The 20452-nt window shown below is 44.6% G+C and carries 15 protein-coding genes; 4 read left to right on the plus strand and 11 right to left on the minus strand.

Annotated features, from left to right (window positions below):
* The first annotated feature begins 97 nt into the window (after positions 1-97).
* Complete coding sequence (locus tag AC5EF3_RS05740) at positions 98-2068, plus strand: TonB-dependent receptor (protein ID WP_493547361.1); 1971 nt, start codon at positions 98-100, stop codon at positions 2066-2068.
* A gap of 94 nt (positions 2069-2162) precedes the next feature.
* Here the strand turns inward: AC5EF3_RS05740 and AC5EF3_RS05745 are convergent, their stop codons facing one another.
* From AC5EF3_RS05745 to AC5EF3_RS05775, 7 genes are read right to left on the minus strand one after another with little or no spacing between them, the layout of a single operon-like run.
* Positions 2163-3668 (minus strand): aldehyde dehydrogenase (NADP(+)), encoded by a 1506-nt coding sequence (locus tag AC5EF3_RS05745; protein ID WP_493547362.1) that lies wholly within the window; start codon positions 3666-3668, stop codon positions 2163-2165.
* Between the two features lie 9 nt (positions 3669-3677).
* A complete protein-coding gene (locus AC5EF3_RS05750) occupies positions 3678-4814 on the minus strand; it encodes a fumarylacetoacetate hydrolase family protein (protein WP_493547363.1) in 1137 nt (378 codons plus the stop codon).
* Positions 4815-5987, minus strand: a complete 1173-nt coding sequence (locus AC5EF3_RS05755) for a carbohydrate ABC transporter substrate-binding protein (RefSeq protein WP_493547364.1) — start codon at positions 5985-5987, stop codon at positions 4815-4817. It lies immediately after the preceding gene.
* Positions 5984-7183 (minus strand): CaiB/BaiF CoA transferase family protein, encoded by a 1200-nt coding sequence (locus AC5EF3_RS05760; RefSeq protein WP_493547365.1) that lies wholly within the window; start codon positions 7181-7183, stop codon positions 5984-5986. The genes AC5EF3_RS05755 and AC5EF3_RS05760 overlap by 4 nt, the downstream gene beginning before the upstream one ends.
* 27 nt (positions 7184-7210) lie before the next feature.
* On the minus strand, positions 7211-7978 hold the full coding sequence (locus AC5EF3_RS05765; protein ID WP_493547366.1) for an enoyl-CoA hydratase/isomerase family protein: 768 nt from the start codon (positions 7976-7978) through the stop codon (positions 7211-7213).
* On the minus strand, positions 7975-8754 hold the full coding sequence (locus AC5EF3_RS05770) for an SDR family NAD(P)-dependent oxidoreductase (RefSeq protein WP_493547367.1): 780 nt from the start codon (positions 8752-8754) through the stop codon (positions 7975-7977). The genes AC5EF3_RS05765 and AC5EF3_RS05770 overlap by 4 nt, the downstream gene beginning before the upstream one ends.
* Entirely contained in the window at positions 8751-9929 is a 1179-nt protein-coding gene (locus AC5EF3_RS05775) for an aldose 1-epimerase family protein (RefSeq protein WP_493547368.1), read from the minus strand. Before AC5EF3_RS05775 ends, AC5EF3_RS05770 begins: the two co-directional genes overlap by 4 nt.
* Before the next feature lie 204 nt (positions 9930-10133).
* Between AC5EF3_RS05775 and AC5EF3_RS05780 the strand changes: the two genes are divergently transcribed.
* Positions 10134-11198, plus strand: coding sequence for a LacI family DNA-binding transcriptional regulator (locus AC5EF3_RS05780; RefSeq protein WP_493547369.1), 1065 nt, complete (start codon positions 10134-10136; stop codon positions 11196-11198).
* A gap of 112 nt (positions 11199-11310) precedes the next feature.
* On the opposite strand, the gene AC5EF3_RS05785 is transcribed toward AC5EF3_RS05780, so the two are convergent.
* From AC5EF3_RS05785 to AC5EF3_RS05795, 3 genes are all read right to left on the minus strand, one after another.
* Positions 11311-14046, minus strand: a complete 2736-nt coding sequence (locus AC5EF3_RS05785) for a TonB-dependent receptor (RefSeq protein WP_493547370.1) — start codon at positions 14044-14046, stop codon at positions 11311-11313.
* Between the two features lie 385 nt (positions 14047-14431).
* Positions 14432-15334, minus strand: coding sequence for an amidohydrolase family protein (locus tag AC5EF3_RS05790; RefSeq protein WP_493547371.1), 903 nt, complete (start codon positions 15332-15334; stop codon positions 14432-14434).
* A gap of 28 nt (positions 15335-15362) precedes the next feature.
* Positions 15363-16211 carry a fumarylacetoacetate hydrolase family protein gene (locus tag AC5EF3_RS05795; protein ID WP_493547372.1) on the minus strand — a complete coding sequence of 283 codons (849 nt, stop codon included), beginning with the start codon at positions 16209-16211 and terminating at the stop codon, positions 15363-15365.
* 289 nt (positions 16212-16500) lie between these two features.
* On the opposite strand from AC5EF3_RS05795, the gene AC5EF3_RS05800 reads away from it, so the two are divergent.
* Positions 16501-17463, plus strand: coding sequence for a 2-hydroxyacid dehydrogenase (locus AC5EF3_RS05800; protein ID WP_493547373.1), 963 nt, complete (start codon positions 16501-16503; stop codon positions 17461-17463).
* A gap of 91 nt (positions 17464-17554) precedes the next feature.
* Entirely contained in the window at positions 17555-19612 is a 2058-nt protein-coding gene (locus AC5EF3_RS05805; RefSeq protein WP_493547374.1) for a right-handed parallel beta-helix repeat-containing protein, read from the plus strand.
* A gap of 502 nt (positions 19613-20114) precedes the next feature.
* On the opposite strand, the gene AC5EF3_RS05810 is transcribed toward AC5EF3_RS05805, so the two are convergent.
* The coding region (locus AC5EF3_RS05810; RefSeq protein WP_493547375.1) for a YbfB/YjiJ family MFS transporter at positions 20115-20452 on the minus strand (338 nt) is incomplete at its 5' end.

A 20452-nucleotide genomic window follows, 5' to 3' on the forward strand; every position in this document is an offset into this window, starting at 1 on the left:
GTGATACCGATTTGTTTTTGCTTCGACATCTAATAGGTAATTGACTGTTTTGAATAAGAAATTTTATGGATGCCTGTTGGGGGTGGTTATATCCCCTATGTTAAAAGTTGAAGCGCAAGAGTTGGAACGCGTTGATCCGGTAGTGGTGAGTGCTACTCATTTTCCAAGTTCAGCAATAGATGAACCTTTATCTATATCTTCGCTGAATATTGAAGCATTGAGCCTTCCAGAACATCCTGCGGAAATTTTTAATCAGGCAGCAGGTGTAAATATCCAGATTGGGTCAGGTCAGGAACATTTGACCTCAATACGTTCACCAGTTCTTACGGGCGGAGCAGGGGCCGGATCATTTTTATATTTGCAGGACAATGTGCCAATTCGTAGTGCTGGCTTTGCTAATGTGAATGGGTTGTTTGATACACAAATTCAATTTGCCGATAGAGTTGAAATTGTACGCGGTCCGGGCGATGTGGCCTATGGTTCAAATGCGGTACATGGGGCCATAAATGTCATTACGGTTGATCCACTTGCAGACAATCAAAATGAGCTAAATTTAAAAGCGGGAAGCTATAACAGGTATCAAGGTAATATTGTTCATGCCTATGAAGGTGAAGAGCAAAACCTAGTGCTCGGTTTGTTTGCGTCTTCAGATGGAGGATATCGAGAAGACTCCGGTGCTGATCAATCAAAACTATTGTTGTCACATGGCGTGGAGATTGGTGATTGGGCAGTTAGAACACGTTTAGCTTATCATCACTTAGAACAAGAAACGGCAGGATTTGTTGTCAGTGAAAATGCTTATAAGCAAGATGATTTAAGGCGTACCAACCCAAATCCGAATGCGTATCGAGATGTCGATACTTTGCAACTCTCCAGTCAATGGAACCGCGACATTGAAGCAGGTGAGGTGTCAATTACACCATATATTCTGTGGAATGATATGGATTTTAGAATGCACTTTCTTCCTTCTCAAGCGATAGAAGAGAACGGGCATTCTGCTATAGGGATTATGAGCGCGGTTCGCAGGGATTTGACAGCAGACACACAATTCTTTTGGAGTCTCGACGCAGAATATGCACGCGGTTCTTTGACTGAATCGCAAGAGAATGAAACTATATTTTCATATGTGCAGGGCCTACATTATAACTATATCGTTGATAGTTATATGATTTCACCCGCTGCGCGTTTGGAGCATGCAGTCACCGATAAATTGACACTGCAAGGCGGTTTTCGCCTGACGCATACAAAATATGTATATGAAAATCAGACATCTGGCGTACCAATAGGACGATTTATTCGACCCGATGACCGCGAAGATGTATTCAACGCGGTTACTGGAAAACTAGCAGCACGCTATAAAATATCAGACAGCCTTTTATCTTATTTTACTGTCTCACGCGGCGCGAGACCACCTCAAACCACTGATTTATATCGCTTGCAGCAAAACCAGATCGTAGGGCAAGGCAGTGTTGAGACCTTGGATATGGCCGAGCTGGGGCTGAAATATGCGTCTCCAACGTTTAGAGCATCACTGGCAGGTTTTGTGGGGTATAAGAAAAACTTCCTGTTTCGAGATGCAGATGGCTTTACTGTTGAAGATGGTGAAACAACTCATTCTGGATTTGAGTTTGATTTTGCTTGGAAATTTACTCCCCAATGGACAATCTCAACCAGTGGGAATTGGGCGGAACATAAATATGCCTTTGACCGGGATGTCGGCAATGACACAGAGGATATCTTTGACGGTAATGATGTCGATACTGCACCAAATTCTTCCTTGTTTGTGAGTTTGGAGTGGGAACCTATTAAGGTGATCTCGACCAATCTTCAATTCATCCATGAAGGAGATTATTATACGGATGCATCCAACCAGCACAAATATGACGGTCATGACTTGGTTGATTGGAAAGTAAAATGGCGGTTGTCAAATGCGTCGCAGCTTCAGTTTGAAGTCAAAAATATATTCGATGAGCGTTATGCGTCTCGAGCCGACTTTGCGTTTGGCAATGAAAGATATTTCCCAGGGGAACAACGCAGCGCCTATTTGAGTTGGAATGTACAATATTGACTTAGTCGTTGATAGAAAAAAATAGGTATTTGCTATTCGACCAAAAAAGGTTGCTGCATTTTGTCTGTAGCAACCTTTTGTTTTTATTGAAGGTTTATTTTATATCTTCTGGTAATAGAGATTCTGGAATGTTTTGATAGCAAACGGGGCGTAGGAAGCGTCGAATAGCCATTGTGCCTACACTCGTTGCTCCAAAATTTGTGGACGCAGGATATGGTCCACCGTGAACCATGGTGTCACAAACTTCCACGCCTGTAGGAAAGCCATTGGCCAAAATTCTACCGGCTTTGCGTTCCAATATTGGTAGTAGTTCGCTTGCAGCTTGTGAGTCTTCGGCATCCAGCTGGATCGTACAAGTGAGTTGCCCTTTGAGCTGTTTCGCAATTTTCAATTTATCATCTAGTCCAGATGCACGAATAATGATGGCAAATGGCCCGAAGACTTCTTCACTCAGTAAGTCATTTTCAAGCCAGTTTTTTGTATCAGTTACAAAGAGGTGGGGAGAACATTGGCGGTCTGTGCTGGTGTTTGGGAGCACTTCAGTTGCGATTTGGGATGCTAGTACATTCTGACCGCCATTTCGAAAAGCGGCTGCTATCCCATTGGTTAGCATGGTTTGGGGAGCTATCGCATTCAAAGCGTCTCTTGCTGTTTCTATGAATGTGTCGCCTTGCTTGTCATCATTTATGATGATGATACCGGGATTTGTACAAAATTGCCCAGCTCCCATTGTCAGAGAGGCTGCCCAATTTTTAGCGATTTCTATTCCTCTAGAGGCCAAAGCTCCGTCTAATACGAAAACAGGATTGATAGACCCTAGTTCCCCAAAGAATGGAATTGGTTCTGGGCGTGCAGCGCACAGGTCAAACAAAGCGCGGCCACCCCGTAGAGAACCGGTAAAACCGACAGCTTTGATGCATGGGTGTTCAACCAATGCTTTGCCGACGACAGGACCGTCTCCATGTATTTGACCAAATACACCGGGGTGTAAGTCACATGCTATACGTGCTGCATTTATGGCTTGTGCAATTATGTCAGAAACACCTGGGTGTGCTTGATGCGCTTTTACGACGACAGGACAACCTGCCGCCAAAGCTGCCGCAGTATCACCGCCCGCAGTGGAAAAAGCCAAGGGAAAGTTGGAGGCACCAAAAACAGCTACAGGGCCGATAGGGCGCTGCATCAACCTCATATCAGGCCGTGGAGCAGGTGCGCGATCTGGAAGAGCTTCATCATAGCGGCAATCTAAATATTCGGCTTTTAAAATATGCTCGGCAAACAAACGTAATTGCCCTGTTGTTCGTCCACGTTCTCCTTCCAAGCGGGCTTTGGGAAGGCCAGTTTCTTTAACCCCTTGCAAGCTTAGAGCTTCTCCGCGTTTTTCGATTTCTTCAGCTATTTTAACGAGAAACTCGGCGCGTTTGGAGCGATCAGAATAACCAAAAGACCAAAAAGCTTCTTCAGCAGCTTCACAAGCCAAATGCATTTGTTCAGCTGTTCCTAAGGGGAATCTGTCAGCTGTTCCTTCAACAGGACTATTTTCAAAGAAATCCTGTCCATCTACCCATTCGCCAGCGATAAGGTGTTTTTGTTGTAGCATTGTATTTTCCTAAATCAGATTTCTTTTTGCGAGGTTTCGCATGAGTTGTCTGGTGCCGAAGGTCCATTCTGGACATTGTGTACTGAGGCGGACGGTATTTTTCAGGCAGCCTAGTTCTGGCGCAGAAATTTCAACAATGTCACCCAGTTTGTGAGTGAAGCCTTCGCCTGGTGTGTCTCTATCTTGTGTGGGAGCGAAAAGGGTACCAAGGAAGAGAACCAAGCCATCTGGATATTGGTGATGGCGACCAATGGTTTGGGAAACAAGGTCAGTTGGATCGCGGCTTATTTCTTTCATGGAGGAATACCCTGTCATGACGAAACCATCTTCTCCAGTGACTTTGAGCTCTAATTCTGCATTTCGCACTGTGTCGAGTGTAAAAGACTGATCGAACAATCTTATCATAGGGCCGATTGCACATGAGGCGTTGTTGTCTTTGGCTTTGGAAAGTAGCAGGGCTGAACGCCCCTCAATATCGCGTAAATTGACATCATTCCCTAAAGTCGCTCCTACAATGTCTCCAGTCGAAGATACGATCAAAACGACTTCAGGTTCGGGATTATTCCAGTTGGATGCTGGATGTAGGCCAACATCTGCATTGGGACCAACGGATGATAGGGTTTGGGCTTTGGAAAATACTTCGGCATCGGGTCCTATACCAACTTCCAGATATTGGCTCCACAACCCTTCTTCAATGAGAATGTGTTTGACGCGATCAGCTTCTTGAGAGCCAGCTTGAATATCTTTAAGGCTATTGCCGATGAGCTTGCCTATGCGTTCACGAATGGCATTGGCTTCTTGCGCATTTCCTGCAGCGCGTTCTTCTATCACGCGTTCGACCATAGAATTAGCAAATGTGACCCCACACGCTTTGACTGCCTGTAAATCTAGTGGTGCAAGAAAATGTGGCCGTGAAAAATCGCTAACCTTATTTTGAGCGATGTCTTCTAAGGTGCCAATATTCTCTCCCTCGGCATGTTCAACGTAATGAGCAGGGTCATCCATCTCGCATATGTCGCGTATGAGCGGGTAGGTTTTGTTGGTAATATCGACCACATTATTGTCGCGAATGGTAACAATAGATGGTCCCTCAAACTCTGGTCTCCAGACGCGACCCAGAAAAATTCCTTCTTTTGGTAATTGCATCTAATTTCCTTTCGCGGGGTGAGGGGCGGTGTTTTGTGTAGGGTTTAAATCTTTATGGAAAACATAAAGCTCTTCTAGGTTCTTCAAGATAGACGAGCTTGGGAGTTGAGCTTGGAGATTTGCTCTCAATAGTTGTGAGGCTTCGCTTTGAAATTGAATGTAGCCGTTAAATCGCGGACGAACATAAGCCGTATCAATCGTGTCCAATGTGTTTTTGTAAAAATCACCAGAGGCCTGATTTATTGAGTCATCTTTCCACGCAGAGCGTAAGCTCGGCTGACCATTATTTTCTGGTATTAATGTGTGCTGGGACACACCATTGAGCATGTCTATAAGGTGTTTGATCAGCTGAGGGGATGGGGTGCAATTGGCTGAAAGGGCTATACCTGTTCCACCAATAGTTGAGCCACGAAAACCGCTGGGCCCTTTGGGAGCATTCAGAAATGATAACCGTTCGCGTGCATCGAGTTGGGCGTAATTGACGTAGCCATACACTAACGGGCAGTAAATAACATCATCATGGTTCGTCATGTATTCCAATAACCCAATCGGGTTCAATTGGCGTGTCGCTTCAGGCTGATATTTATCTAGTTTTGCTAGAAGGTCTAGAACCGATATAGCTCCGTTGCGGTCTTGAACCATTTGAGCGGGGTGAAGGCCAAACCCGATGTCAAAAGCAGCACAAATAGATAAGAATGACAGAAAAGCATGTGGCCCAGCCCAAGACAGAGCAACTCTTCCATCTGTTTGGGCTAAGGTTAATACATCTTCCCAAGTGTCAGGTGCATTCATGAGCAAATGAGGCTTTTGGACAGCAACCTGAGTAGCTGCATCTAAAGGCAAAGCCCAAAGTTGATCATTCATGACATAGCTTGGTAGGCTTGGGCCGACAGTTTTCTCATCAAGAGATTGTTGTTGCTCTGGCGTTAAAAAATTGTCCCAAGGCTGCAAACAATTGTGGGCGCATGCTTCACCAAGATGTGGATGGTCGATGATCAAAATATCATAGGCTTCGCATAATTTCGCGATGGGCGCGCTTTCAAATCCTTCCAATGATTGAACATCCCATTGCAATTCAAACTCATCTCTTTCTCGAGAGATGAGTTTGGCAAACGCGATTAGTGCATCTTTGCCGCGTGGATGATCCCAAGTTAGACCTTTAAACGATTTCACGCGAGATCCTCTCCAACATGAACAGCTTGCTTTTCGATCAGCTCGGAGATTTTTTCATCATCAAGGCCTAGTTCTTTCAATACCTCAATCGTGTGTTGACCATTTATGGGGGCACCATAACGGATTTCACTCGGCGTTTTTGAGAACTTTATAGGAAAGCCTGGTGTTGTGACTTCGCCTTCTGTTGGGTGGTTATAAGATATAAAAGTGCCGTTGTGTTTGATCTGAGGATCATTTATCAGCTGCTCGTAATTGTAGACTGGGCCAGCCCACATTCCGGCTTCATCAAATATTTTTAGCCATTCATCTGATGTTTTGGATAATAATGCCTTACGTGTGATTGCAAATATTTCGTCTCGATGTGAGAAGCCGTGCGTTTCACTATTCATTTTTGCAAGTACTTCACTGCCTAGAATTACACCCAATTTGTCCAAGGGGGCGAAGGCCAATGTGATGTAGCTGTCAGACGTCTGAAATACACCATAAGGTGCGCGCATATAAACATGTGCATGTGCTTCTTTTGTGCGTTCAGGTTTCACTTTTCCTTTTGTGAAAACAGATAATTCCTGCATTTGGATAGTAGTGATGGCATCAAGCATATTGATGCTTACCTTTTGCCCCTCTCCAGTACGTTCGCGGTGAAAGAGGGCCGCTAGCGCTCCTTCAAATGCTGAGTATGCTGTAATTGCATCCACAAGATATTGACCCGCTGGTCGTGGTGGACCATCGCCTTCGCCTGTTGCCATCATTGCACCAGACATGCCCTGAAGGAGAAGATCTTGCCCTGGGCGTTTAACTGATGGGCCTGTTTCGCCGTATCCCGACATGGAAACGTAGACTAGTTTGGGATTAATTGCAGATAATGTTTCATAGTCTACGCCAAGACGTGTCGCGACACCTGCTCGGTAGTTTTGGATGAATACATCAGCTGTTTTGACCGCTTCCAGCAGCACTGCTTTTCCATCGGGAGATTTCAGGTCGACCGACAGAGAGCGTTTATTTCTGTTTAGCGACAAAAATGAAACGTTGATTTTGTTGCCGGTCGCGCCGCCAGCAGCGGTGTGCCTTTGCCATTCACCACTTGTCGGCTCAATTTTGATGACATCGGCACCAAGATCTGCAAGGCGTTGAGCGGCGAGGGGACCTGCCATTGCGATTGAACAATCGAGGACTCGAATTCCTTTAAGGATGCTCATTTGGGTTACTTTCACTTGCGTTGATATTTAGCGGCGCTTGAAGTTTGAGGTGCGTTTTTCTGCAAAAGCAGCACGGCCTTCTTTGGCGTCTTCTGTTGCAAAGGCGACAGCTTGAAGATCAAGCTCATATTGCATCGCTTGATCATCTGGCATGTTGCCTGCTGCGGCTAGATTTAGCTTTGCGTGTTCTGCTGCTATAGGCGCGCGCAATGCGATTGTTGCTGCAATTTCTTTTGCTCTCGCAAGCAATGTTTCCTGTGTACAGATTTCTGAGATTAGACCCCATTGCAACGCTGTTTCCGCATCTATTGGATCACCTGTCATGAGCATGAGGGCAGCATTGGAGTATCCTGCGCTGCGAGATAGGTGAACTGACATTCCGCCACCTCCAATCCAGCCGAGTTTAATTTCGGGAGCGCCTAGCTTTGCATTTTCACTTGCAATACGAATATCCGCGCCCATGGCCATTTCTAGGCCGCCACCTAGAGCGTAACCATTGATTGCACAGATAACCGGACAACGGATACGGCGGATGTATGCGCAATAATCCTCCCGATTTCTGATGCCCCAGACTGTGTCAAATTCATCTAATTGCTTTACATCAGTTCCTGCGCAGAATGCTTTTTCTCCCGCGCCTGTGAAAATAACAGCTCGAACATCATTTGAATTACAAACGGCGACGGCGTCCTCCATTTCTCTCGCCATTTCCCTTGAAATAGCATTTAATTTTTGGGGGCGGTTGAGCGTTATCGTCCCGATTTGGCCATCTAAATTAAAATCAATTGATCCACTCATTGCATCACCCATCCACCGTCAACTGAAATAGATTGGCCAGATATAAATCCAGCTCCGTCAGAAGCTAAAAAAAGAATTGTTGCGACAATATCTTCGGGTTTGCCGCGACGTTTTATGCTCTGATGGTCCAGCACGAAGCGTTGATATCCTTCAGGGTCTGGGTGAATTTTCTCAGCGTCTGTTGGAAATGCGCCGGGAGAGATAGCGTTGGCCGTGATGCCCCATTTCCCAAATTCGCGTGCCCAAGCGCGCGTTAGTCCCATCAACGCTCCCTTTGATTGAACGTAAGGAGTCAGGTTTTCCCAGCCTCCTGAAAGTGTGATTGAAGTAATGTTGATAATGCGACCCCATTCTTGAGCGCGCATGCCTTCTAGGGCGGCCTTGGTGCATATCAATGCAGCCTCGACATTCACGCAATGAATGTGGCGCTGTTCCTCTAATGTGAACTCTTCAAAAGGCTTAGATGGGTAAATTGCTGCATTGTTGATGACGATATCAATTGGAGCGATAGATATTATGTCATCCAGAAAACTTTGAAGAGCAGGCGTATCAGATAAGTCAATTGCAGCGAGGGTTAATTTTTCAGAGAGGTGAACAGGTATTTGTGAACGCAATTGCTCATTTTTCAATTGATCACGATCAATTGCGATGACTTCTGCACCGTTTTCCAAGAGTGCAATCGTTGTATCTATTCCAAGACCGCCAGAAGCACCTGTATATAACACTTTGCGTCCAGTCAGTTGTTTTGAAGACTTATTCGTATAGATGTTCGTCAATTTCTGCCTCCGATTTGTACAAAATTATTGGATAGGGGAGGGAAATCTTCTGTGGGCTGCTGGGCGATAGCTTTTATTTTTGATTCTGAATTCGCTATAGCTTGTTTGCTGTTAAGTATCTCAAATTCAGTATTGTAAGATTTTGACTCGCCATGATTTAGCCAGATCATTTCATTTCGATCACGTGCCGCTTGGTTGCCTAAAACATGATGCGTTGAGGGCTCTATACCGAATGCATATTGTCCAGCTTGGTAGTTTTGCCATTCATAAAGACAAGGAAATTGATCCTTGCGCGTCGTGACTTGTAATCCAATGTTTAGGCGATCATTGACGATTGCGACGGGTACTTTACCGCTTTGATCTGATGCCAATTCATGTTGCCAGACTTGTTCATGAAAATTCATCTGCGGTGCGGGGGCTGTTCGATATCCTGTTTTTTGTGCAGTGTATTCTTCTTCATGTGCCGCCCACACCACATCTTTGATTGGGGCGAGATAGCGTGAACCTTCTTCCAGTACGGGATGGCCAACATTGATATGATAGCAATACATGTGTGGTGTTTTGTAGAAACCGCGGTTGATGACTTCATCATTTAATCGAATGATATCTGTACCGACTTCTATTTCTATATGGCGGTGTAGCTCTAAGTGTTCGCCGAAAACTGCGCCTTGGTTGATGATACCTTTGGCCCATAGGTAGCAGCGGTCTCCTTCCCAACGTTCACCATAGCCAGTTAGCCGTGCCGGAATGGTTCCGACGCGGCCATGTAAAGAATGGTTTGATTGTTGACGAGGATTATAATTGTAATTTTCAGCTGATACCGAATTCATAAAAAGCGTGTGGTCCAACCCGCACGTTACCATGAGTCCAGAAAAAGAACGCAGCCAACCAAGGCCACCTTCACCTTCATATTCGTGAAGTGCAGGGTTGCGAAATCCAGATGGTGAATTCCAACCTATTGCGCGCCCATTGTGTTCGCAATCACCTAGGTCCATTGCTCGGTCAATTAGGACAGTGAACCGTAGTCCTGTGCCTGAACGAAATTCCAGTATTCTAATGCCGCGTTCAAGTCCGTCAGATAATTCCATCTGGCGAACGCCGGCGACATGGCGGATGTCACCACTAAGAGATTCTATGTCTCTACGGCTGAAATCTTTCCCGTATAATTTAACCATGATTATCCAGCTCAGTATTTTAAATTAAACGCCTTGAGAGCGGTTCGAAAACGCATATCTATTTGTGACGATGATCCACGATATTTGAGATGATTTTGATGTGAAATTGATCTGTCTACAAACGTCATTTTACATCATTTTACATCAAAAAAGATGGTTTATTATCCTGATACGGGGGTATTGTTCCGTTGGAGTAGGATGGACATGAATCTTTATGATGGATATGGTTTGCACATCAAAAAGCATCATATGGATTCCGTCATGAGAACGACTATCTCTCAAATAGCAGTAGAATCAGGTGTATCTGTCGCGACGGTGGATCGCGTGCTTAATCATCGGCGTGGTGTAAGTCAGAGAACACATGATACTGTTATGAAAATTGCTCAGAGACTTGGATATTTTGGACCGATTTCGGGTGTTGGAGGCGCTCGGGTCAAGATGGATTTTATACTACCTAAGGGAGCAAATAGCTTCATGCGCAGCCTCAGCCGGCAATTGGTTGATGTGCAAGGAAGTCGAGTTGATTGTGAAATTACAGTGCATCAAATAGATGTTTATGACTTGCCCGGGCTCTCACAATTACTACTCGACATGAGGGGGCGGACGGATGCTGTTGGACTTGTCGCGCTTGATCGTCCGGAGATACGCGAGTCTGTAAATACGCTTGCCAATACGGGTGTGAAGATAGCGACGTTGTTAACGGACATACATGGAATTCGCAAAGTTGGCTATGTCGGTATTGATAACCGAGCTGCTGGACGGCTTGCTGGACATTTGCTTGGAAAATTTCTTTGGAAACAACAAAAACATAATGTCGTGTTGTTTGCGGGTTCCATGGCATATCGAGGGCATGAAGAACGAGAAATGGGCTTTCGTTCAATACTGACCGAAGAATATCCAAATATTACGCTTAGCTGCACAGCTGAAGTCGGGGATGACCGAGACCTTGCATATGAAAAAACGATTTCTTTGTTTAAAGAAAGTCAAATTGCCGGGATTTATAGTAGTGGAGCTGGAAATCAGGGAATTGGCCGAGCTTTGCAGGAGCTGGGAAGGCAAAACGATGTGATTTTCATTGGACACGACCTTACAGAGGCTAGCCGTTTGATGCTCATCAATCGTACGTTGGATGCGGTGATTGATCAAAATGCAAAAGTGCAGGCAAGGGAAGTCGTCAAAATGCTGAAATCTGCTGTTTCTGAAATCGCTGAAGCAGAGTTTTTACCGAGTATTCAAGTTATATTTAGAGAAAATATTCCAAACGAATAACTGTATTCTATAATATCAATCGATAAAGAGCCAACTGACGACTTTGAGCATTTTGAAGAGGTGGGAGGGGCGCTCTCGGTCGTCAGTTAGTTCAAGTTAAACTTTTTGGTGCTTAAAAGTTAGCTCGCACACCAACCATAAAACGACGTCCTGTTGTACGGTATTCTTTTGTACGATCAGGTGTTGTTGAATAGATGAATTCGTTCTCATCTGTTAGGTTCAGAGCATCCACAGACACAGTGAAATTATCTGTCACAGCGAATGAGAAACTGCCGTCCAATTGTTGATATTCGTCAAAATACTCTGGGTCTCCATTCCGACCAAATGCGACCTGAAGGAATGGGTCACGATATGTATAGGCTAAACGGGCTTGAACCGGTCCTTTTTCATAGAAACCGACAAGTGAGTATGAGTTTTCTGACAATCCTTCCAAGCCATAGCTAACGCCAGTCAATTCATTCTCATAATTGGCGTCGCTGCTAACATATGTATAGCTAGCTTCTGCCCCTAAACCATCAAATGGAGAAGGTAGATTGTCAAACGCCTGACGGTATCCGATTTCAAGCCCTTTAACGACAGCACCTTCACCATTTGCAGGCTCTGTGACTTGGAAAGTTACTTGATCGACCATTTCTGGTGTTGTTGTTGATGTAACAAAGGAATCTACGTTTTTATAGAAGCCTGTAAGAGACAACAGACCAAGTTCATTGAAATACCATTCTAATCCCAGCTCCATTTGTGATGCACGGAAAGGAAGAAGGTCAGGGTTGCCGCGAGAAATAGCTTCATTTCCAGGGTTACTCAAAATGGTCTGTGCGGGTGATAGATCATCTAGAGTGGGGCGCGTCATCACACGAGATGTCGCAAATCTGGCAACAAGTTGGTCAGTAAGGTCTAATCTAGCATTCAGAGAAGGAAGAATATCGAAATAGTCGCCTTCAAAGCTGATTGGCACAACATCACTGAGTACGATAATGTTTTGACCTAGTCCATTTGGCTGAGCGCTCAAAATTGTCTGAGCTGCACCACTGGAAGAAAATTCTGTCGCTTCCATTCGTAGGCCGGTATTTAGTGCAAAAGGCATTCCTGCTAGTTCAGTATCGTAGTCGAACATGATGTAGCCAAGTAGAACATCTTCTTCTACAGCTGAACTTGCTTCTGGTTGATACACAGGGTCTGCATAACCGTCAGTTTCCATCCAATCCACGTAGGGGCCGTCATATGCGCGCATGGCTTCAGTGAGCTCACGTTCATCATATTGGATCCACTCTCGGACAACGTTTCCGCCTTCACCTTCAAACCAATTCATGTTGGTCGGCGTAAATAGGCTTGAAGGGAATGTGTAGACTTCACCACCACAAAACGCACATTGAACATCAGGTGTCTGTCCATATGTATCGCGAGTTTTTTCGCGGTTTTGCATGGCTATACCGGCAGATGCGACAACGCCTTCGCCAGAATCCCATTTTCCATCTAAACGGAACTCTAATGTTTGGTCTTCACGGTTTTCAGATCCAATAGCGACGTAGTGAGCAGCGACATTGTCTACATCAGTTGGAGCATTGGGGTAGTTGGGGCTGGAATAATTGAAATCGTAGATTTTGTTTCCGTTGCGACGATCATATTCTAGCGTCATATCTGTACGACGAATGGTCGTGAAATAGCCTTCGCTATCAAGTTTTGCTTTAGAGTAGGATGCATCGAAGCTAAGTTCGAAGCTATCTGATTGCCATTCTGCATTATAGCCGACCATAACGGTTTCAGCAGGGCGCTCACCTAGTTCTAGGATTTGATCGACAAATCCACCTTCAATACGCTGATAAACAGCTGCGTTGTTTTCAACGACTTGCTCGACCAAAGTACCGCCACTAAAGTCAAAAGCCACACCAATTTGGTCCGTTGTTTGATCTAGCTTGGTGTACAATGTATCGAATGTCATTGTCAGGTTTTCGACCGGACGGTATTGTAAGACACCGCTCAATCCCAAACGAGAATCTTCTCTTAGAACGAAGAAGGGTGACAAGTTTGACGGGGTATCAACGTTTTCAAATTCAGCGACGTTTGGCCCTAGGCGTCCATCAAAATAACCGCCAGCAGTGCTGCTTCTTGGTGTGTGTCCTGCACCGATGGTAAACGCATCCGACCGAATGTCGCGTTCAACAAAGGAAGCAGCAAGTGCAACACCAAGTGTTTTGGCTTCATTGTGATAACTAAACAGGCCTGAAAGTGAGGGTGAATTGCTTTCAGCTAATTCATTGTATGTGCTGCGCACATTGACGACAGCTTTAAATGGGTCTTGATCAAGGGGGCGCATAGTTGAAATATCAACGGATGCACCAATGCTTGCGCCGTTTATGGCTGCTGTAGGGCTTTTATATACAGAAGCGCCGGAAATGAGCTCAGATGGCAAAACATCAAAACTGAAAGCACGGCCGACATTATCAGTAGCAATGGTTCTGCCATTGATTGTGACGGCGTTGAAATCAGGCCCTAAACCACGAACAGAAATGAATTGTCCATCTCCACGGTTTCTTTCAATCGTTACGCCGGGAACACGTTGGAGAGATTCTGCAACGTTTTGATCTGGTAATTTTCCCAAATCTTCCATTGCAACAGCTTCAACCGAGTTTACTGAGTTTCTTTTTATTTCAGTTGCGCGCTCAAGTGATCCTCTGATCCCGGTGACAATGATAGTGTCCAGAACAGCTCTATCGTCAGTGGTTTGATCAATTGTTGCTTCTTCGGTTGCGACAACCTCTTGAGCTAATGCGCCGTTAGCGCCCCCGATTAATAGAGCTAAAACAAGGTTGCTTGCCCCAAATGTTAATTTGCTTTTTATGAGTTTCATTTTTTCCTCCCGTTGAGACTCTACGGTCTTCTGATATTTCAGATGTGTTTTTTGACATATCTTAAAACAAATAACAAGTGCAATATCTAATTATTGATATATTTAGAAAGCTGTTGGCAAAAGTTGTCAATATTTTCAACGAGGACTTTAATATGGTCGACTACCAAGAATAGAATATTGGATGAATCAATGGTTTCTGGAACAGATTGCATGGCAGCGAGAGCATTACTGTATTGAGTGCAGCGTTTGCTTCGAACGCGGGCAAAACATTGCAAATGTATGTAGGCATTACGTTTGAATATCGGGCGAAATATAGTTGTTTGGGTGAAAGAGTATTTCTAGTGGACTGATATGTAATCCAGTATGAAGTTTTATTGTCGCTATTCTAAAGCTCTATGCCAAGGTCATAGATTTTGTTTGCGTTTTCTGCGAATAATTTAGATCGATCAGTTTCTGAGAAGTTTTTTGTAAGAAGATCGTATGCTTTGTAGTGGCGGTCAAAACTGTCAAATAGTTTGTCTGTTGGAAAATTACTTGAGAACATTGTGCGAGATGTTCCAAAAATGTCTATTGCCTCCAGTACATAGTCTCGTATTTGATCTATTGTCCAAGGGTTCCATAAAAAACCCAATCCGGCGATTTTTAGAGAAACATGCGGAAGATCAGCCAGTGCTCTCATACCTTCGCGCCATACGTCTTTCCAGTTCGCGTCGGAGGGAATACCAAGCCCCGTATGATTAATAATTACCGGTATATCGGGGTGGTGTTTGAATAGTTGAGACAAATGCATAAATTGTGAAGGGTATGCATGTAAGTCAAAGCGTAAATTGTATTTGGATAGATGTGAAAAGCCAGCCTTCCAAGCTTCGGATGTTGTAATATCATTTGGGACGGTGCTAATTTTAGGATTAGAATGCCAGTGTATGACTTGTCTGATACCCTTCACATTTTTGCGTTCTGCATGCGCTGCGAGAAGGGGTTCTATATTAGGAGCATTTAGGGAAGCGGCGGCGACAATGCCTCTGACGATCTCTCCGTTATTTGCTAATTCTTGCAGCCAATCGGTTTCCGCCAAAGCATCACTGGCACCGGCCTCAATATGGACTGTTCCGCGTACATCCCATCCAGCGGCGTCACGTTGATAGTCGTCAATTAGATATGTCTTAGCAATCAATGAGAGGCTGCCAATTGCAGCCTCTTCATCAAAAGGAGGAAGGAGCCAAGGATATGTAAGTTTGTCCAAATCCCATAAATGCATATGTGGATCTATAATGGGAAATTGGGACATATCAGTTCTTCCTATGTGTCGTTTGTTTTTACTTCCAAGCTACGAACTCTTGCCGCTGCTCACCTAATCTTTCGATTCCAAGTGTCACAACATCTCCGGCTTTTAGGTACCAAGGCTCGGGTTTTTGCCCTAGCCCAACACCAGGAGGTGTTCCTGTTGTAATGATGTCGCCGGGTAGCAAAGTCATTAACCCGCTTAGGTATGATACGATTTCAGCTACATTAAAAATCATTGTGTTTGTGCTGCCGTTTTGGAGGCGTTTGCCATTTACATCCAGCCACATAGTCAGGTTTTGCGGGTCTCCAACTTCATCTGCTGTGACAAGCCAGGGGCCAATTGGACCAAAAGTGGGGAAGCCTTTTCCTTTATCCCAGGTATCGCCGCGTTCCGTTTGCCAGTGACGTTCTGATACGTCGTTAATGACGCAATAACCGGCAACATGATCTAACGCATTTTCCTTAGAAACGTAGGAAGCTTGTTCTCCAATAACGACTCCCAATTCAACTTCCCAGTCGGTCTTTGTTGAATTGCGCGGAATTGTAACTGGGTCATTCGGGCCTTGAATGCAGCTCACCCATTTATTGAAGACTACCGGTTCAGCGGGAATAGGAAGATTAGATTCCGCAGCATGATCAGCATAGTTCAGCCCGATAGCTACAAACTGGCGAGTGCCACTGACTGGGACCCCATATCGAGGACTACCTTCAATCAATGGAAGAGACTCTAAGTCTAATGCGGCTATCTTTTCCAATGACTTTTTATTAAGCGCACTTGGCTCAATATCTGATAAATGGGATGATAAATCACGCAATTTTCCAGCATTGTCCACGATGGCTGGAATTTCTTGACCTGATGGACCTACGCGGCACAATTTCATATCGAATCCTTTTATTTGGGTCGCTAAACTGACTGCAAAACCAGATTAGCTTATTGCATGAGCAAAAACATTGTCGCCTTGAAAGATTATTAAGACTAATTGATATCTCAAAACGTCTAACTAATATTTGTAATTACGTCAATTGTCTGTAAGATGCTTACTCTATTTGAGGGCTCTAATTAATGAAATAGCGATCGAAAATGTTGAAAGATATGAAAATATCCATTGTGACCGCGCGCAAAACAATGATGAATCGTTAAAGATGACGTAATGTCAGAGGAGAAAAAATATGCAGAATAAGCCACGTCTTTTAGTGACGCGCCGCTTACCAGAGACTGTTGAAGCGCTATTTCAAATTCAATATGACGTTGACCTTAATGAAATGGATCGTCCGTTGACTGCTGATGAGTTGCGGCAGGCTATGACTGAATATGATGCTATTTGTCCGACAATTACGGATAAATTAGGGGCGGACGTTATAGAAGTTCCTGGTTGTCGGGTTTCAATTTTAGCGAATTTTGGGGCGGGCGTGGATCATATTGATCTGGAAGCTGCTAAGCGTGCCGGTATTGCTGTAACGAATACTCCTGACGTGCTTTCTGAGGCAACAGCTGACCTTGCTTTGCTTTTGATGCTGATGGCCTCGCGGCGTGCTGGAGAAGGGGAGCGGGAGCTACGCGCTGGAAAATGGACAGGTTGGCGTCCATCACACATGGTAGGGCAAAGTTTAGCAGGAAAAAAACTTGGTATCGTCGGGTTTGGCCGTATTGGGCGAGCGACTGCTCAACGTGCACGTGATGGTGTGGGTATGAAAATAGCGTACTATAGCCGACGTGAAGCCGAGGATGCCGGTGACGCGCAATACTTTCCTACATTAAAGGCGCTTGCGGCAGATGTGGATGTTCTATCTCTCCATATCCCTGGTGGTGCAGATACACGGCATATAATCAATGCTGAAATTTTGAGCGTTATGAAATCGACATCGATCATTGTGAATACGGCTAGAGGCAGTTCCATTGATGAGAAGGCTCTGGCTAAAGCCTTAAGTTCAGGGAAAATAGCGGCGGCTGGTTTGGATGTGTATGAGCAAGAACCTGCTGTGCATTCAGAGCTTTTAGCATGCGAAAATGCTGTTTTGTTACCACATTTGGGGAGTGCAACCATTGAAACGCGGACGGCGATGGGGATGTGTTCTGCGGCAAATTTGGAAGCTTTCTTTGCTGGGAAAGTACCTAAAGACAAGGTGATATAGGATTATCGATAAATGTTATTGATATATCTATTGTTAAAATAGATATATCAATTTAGTGTAGGAGGAAAATATAATTTAGGGAGGAAGAGATATGAAACGAATTTTCATTTACACACTTATGTCGTGTTTTATCTCTGGAGGAGCTGCATTTGCGCAACAGCCGTGGGATCTGCAAGAAGCAAAACCACCTGTTGTCATTCGTGTCTCACCAGATGGAAATGATGCCAATTCTGGTGCATCGGACGCGCCTTTTGCGTCTCTTGTGCGTGCCCAACAAGAGGTGCGTCGTCATAATCGCACTCATAATGTCGTGGTTGAGCTTGCAGATGGCGTATATCAGCTAGATGAGTCGCTTCAGTTTCGGCCGCAGGACGGTGGACAGGACGGGTATACTGTAACCTGGCGCGGCCAAGAGGGGACAAATCCTGTTATCTCCGGCGCAATGAGCGTATCTGAATGGTCCTTATATGATGAAGCCCTCAACATTTATGTGGCCGATACTCCCAAAGGGCTGAATTCGCGTCAGTTGTGGATCAACAATCAAATGGGACAGAGAGGAAGTGTTCAAATAGAGCGCGAAAATGTTTCTTTTGATGAAAGTGGGCTTACATTATCCGGTGAAGCTACGGATATTTTAAAGCGCGTTGAAGACGCTAAATATCTGGAAATAAACGGTATTCAACTTTTCACAAACCGTGTCTCACCAGTGGCTGATGTTGAGGGCAACCGATTGGTCATGCAGCAACCGGCGTGGAAGAATAATATTTGGGGGTATGACACGATTCCATATCCGCCTTATTTTGATGAAAACAACATCAATGCCAGTATTTTCCTGACCAATGCGCTCGCTTTTGTTGATGATCCGGGGGAGTGGTTCATAGACCCTGAAGCTGGCAAGCTTTACGTTATACCGCCGAATGGTGGATCTATGGACAATGTTCAAGTTGATCTCCCTGAGCTTTCTTATTTGGTTTCTATCAGTGGAAGCGAAACAACATTGATCCGAGATCTTTCTTTTGAGGGGCTTCGCTTTTCATACACAAGCTGGTTGCAGCCAAGTAGCCCAGATGGGTATGCGAACCAGCAAAGTGGAGCATTTATTACTGGTGAAACAGAAGGGTATCCTAAAGAGCCGCTAAAAGAATGTAGTTGGGGGTGTCCTGCTTTTGAGACGAGACGAAATGAATGGTCTCAAATACCAAGTGCTGTTCAGGTTTCTGCGGCAGAGAGAGTGAGTTTTGATCGCAATATATTTGCACATTTGGGACAAGTTGCTCTTGGTGTAGGCAATGATGCCAATGCGCATGCAAGCGGTGTTGGATTGAGCACGCGCGGCGTGTCTGTGACTAGAAATGTCTTTTATGATTTATCTGGCGGAGCCATTTTTGCGGGCGGCATTCAGCGCGATGCACATCACCCAAGTGACCCGTATATGGCTAATCGAGATGTTTTGATTCAGAACAATCGCATTCAAAAAGTTAGCCAAGATTATCAAGATAATTCCGCAATTCTTTCAACTTATTTTGATAGTGCAATTATCATTCACAACGATATTTCTGATGCAATGTATGATGCAATTGATATTGGTTGGGGCTGGGGTATTAATGATGTCGGCGGTAATCCAATTTACCGCATGAAAGCGCGAAGTCATTATGATCATTTGGAAAATTTGATATATGACACGCCGACACTGCACAGAAATGTCACCGTTGCTTACAATCGCATCCATGGTGTGAAGAAGTTTTTTCACGATGGTGGTGCAATTTATAACCTATCTGGCAGTGAAGGAACGCGGATTTTTGAGAACTATATTTCAAACATTGGCGACCGAATTGCTATTTATCTAGATGAAGGTAGCAAAGGGATTACGGTTCGAAACAATGTCGTAGAGGATGCATCTGTCTGGCTGAATGTGAATGCTGTGCGTTCAGCTGCGCCACTGCGTGTGACTTATGATAATGTTGCAATCAATAATTGGTTTAATAAAGGCGAAGACAATGGTGGTTGGGTTGTTGGTGCTGGTGATAATCAAATGATTGATAACCACTCTGTGCGCGGTGATAGATGGCCTAAAGATGCCATTAGGGTTATGGAGGCTGCTGGAATAGAAGCTTCTGCTGGTCCTGTCGAATATGGAGAGGTGCGCTAACTTTTAATAGGCTCATAAAAGTTGTGTCCCTATATTAAGGTGAAGCCTTATATTATCCACGGACAAAACAAATAAAACCGACCAAGAGGCGCGCATATTTCATTGGGATATGCGCGTTTTTTTTGTGCCTTAGTTTCTTGTGTACATGAAATTTACTGGTGAGATCTTATCGTGTTTCTGTGCTTTTTGTGTCGAGATAGTGCGCAATCATTGTTGATATAGTTACGGCCGACTGCGTAATTTCTGTTAATATGCTGCGTTGAACCTGATTGAGTATGCTGAGTGTAATTGAAGCTCTGATTGCATCATTATTGAGGGGAGCATTATATGTTTGTTGCCTATTGGAAGGTCGCAAGAGATATTCGATAATGGCTGGCTAAAAGCCAAGACGAGGATCGCTGTAAAATTGCATACATACAAACAGCAAAAAGAGCACAAAGCATAATGGGCTTAGTGCTCTTTAGAGTTTTATTTCGTTTATCCGACCTGTTAAGTGTGAGGTCTATTTGACGCTTCGGATTGGTAAAACAAAGAATGATCCAGCGAATACGAATGCGATGGCAGAGATAAACAATACTTTGTAATTATCGCCTGTCATATTCAGCAGCCACGCTGCCCAGATTGGACTTAGGATTTGAGGGATGTTGACCGCTGTGGTGAGAATTCCAAGATCTTTACCTGTTGCTTCTCCATCGGCCTTTGGAAGGACTTGCGTCATCAAAGCCATATCGACCGACATAAACGCGCCATAACCCAAGCCGATAACAGCAGCATAGATAAGCATGCCTTGAACAGTTGGCAGAATGAGAGGTGCGGTCAGTGCTAACCCCATAATGATAC

The organism is Hirschia sp. (genome assembly GCF_058892565.1).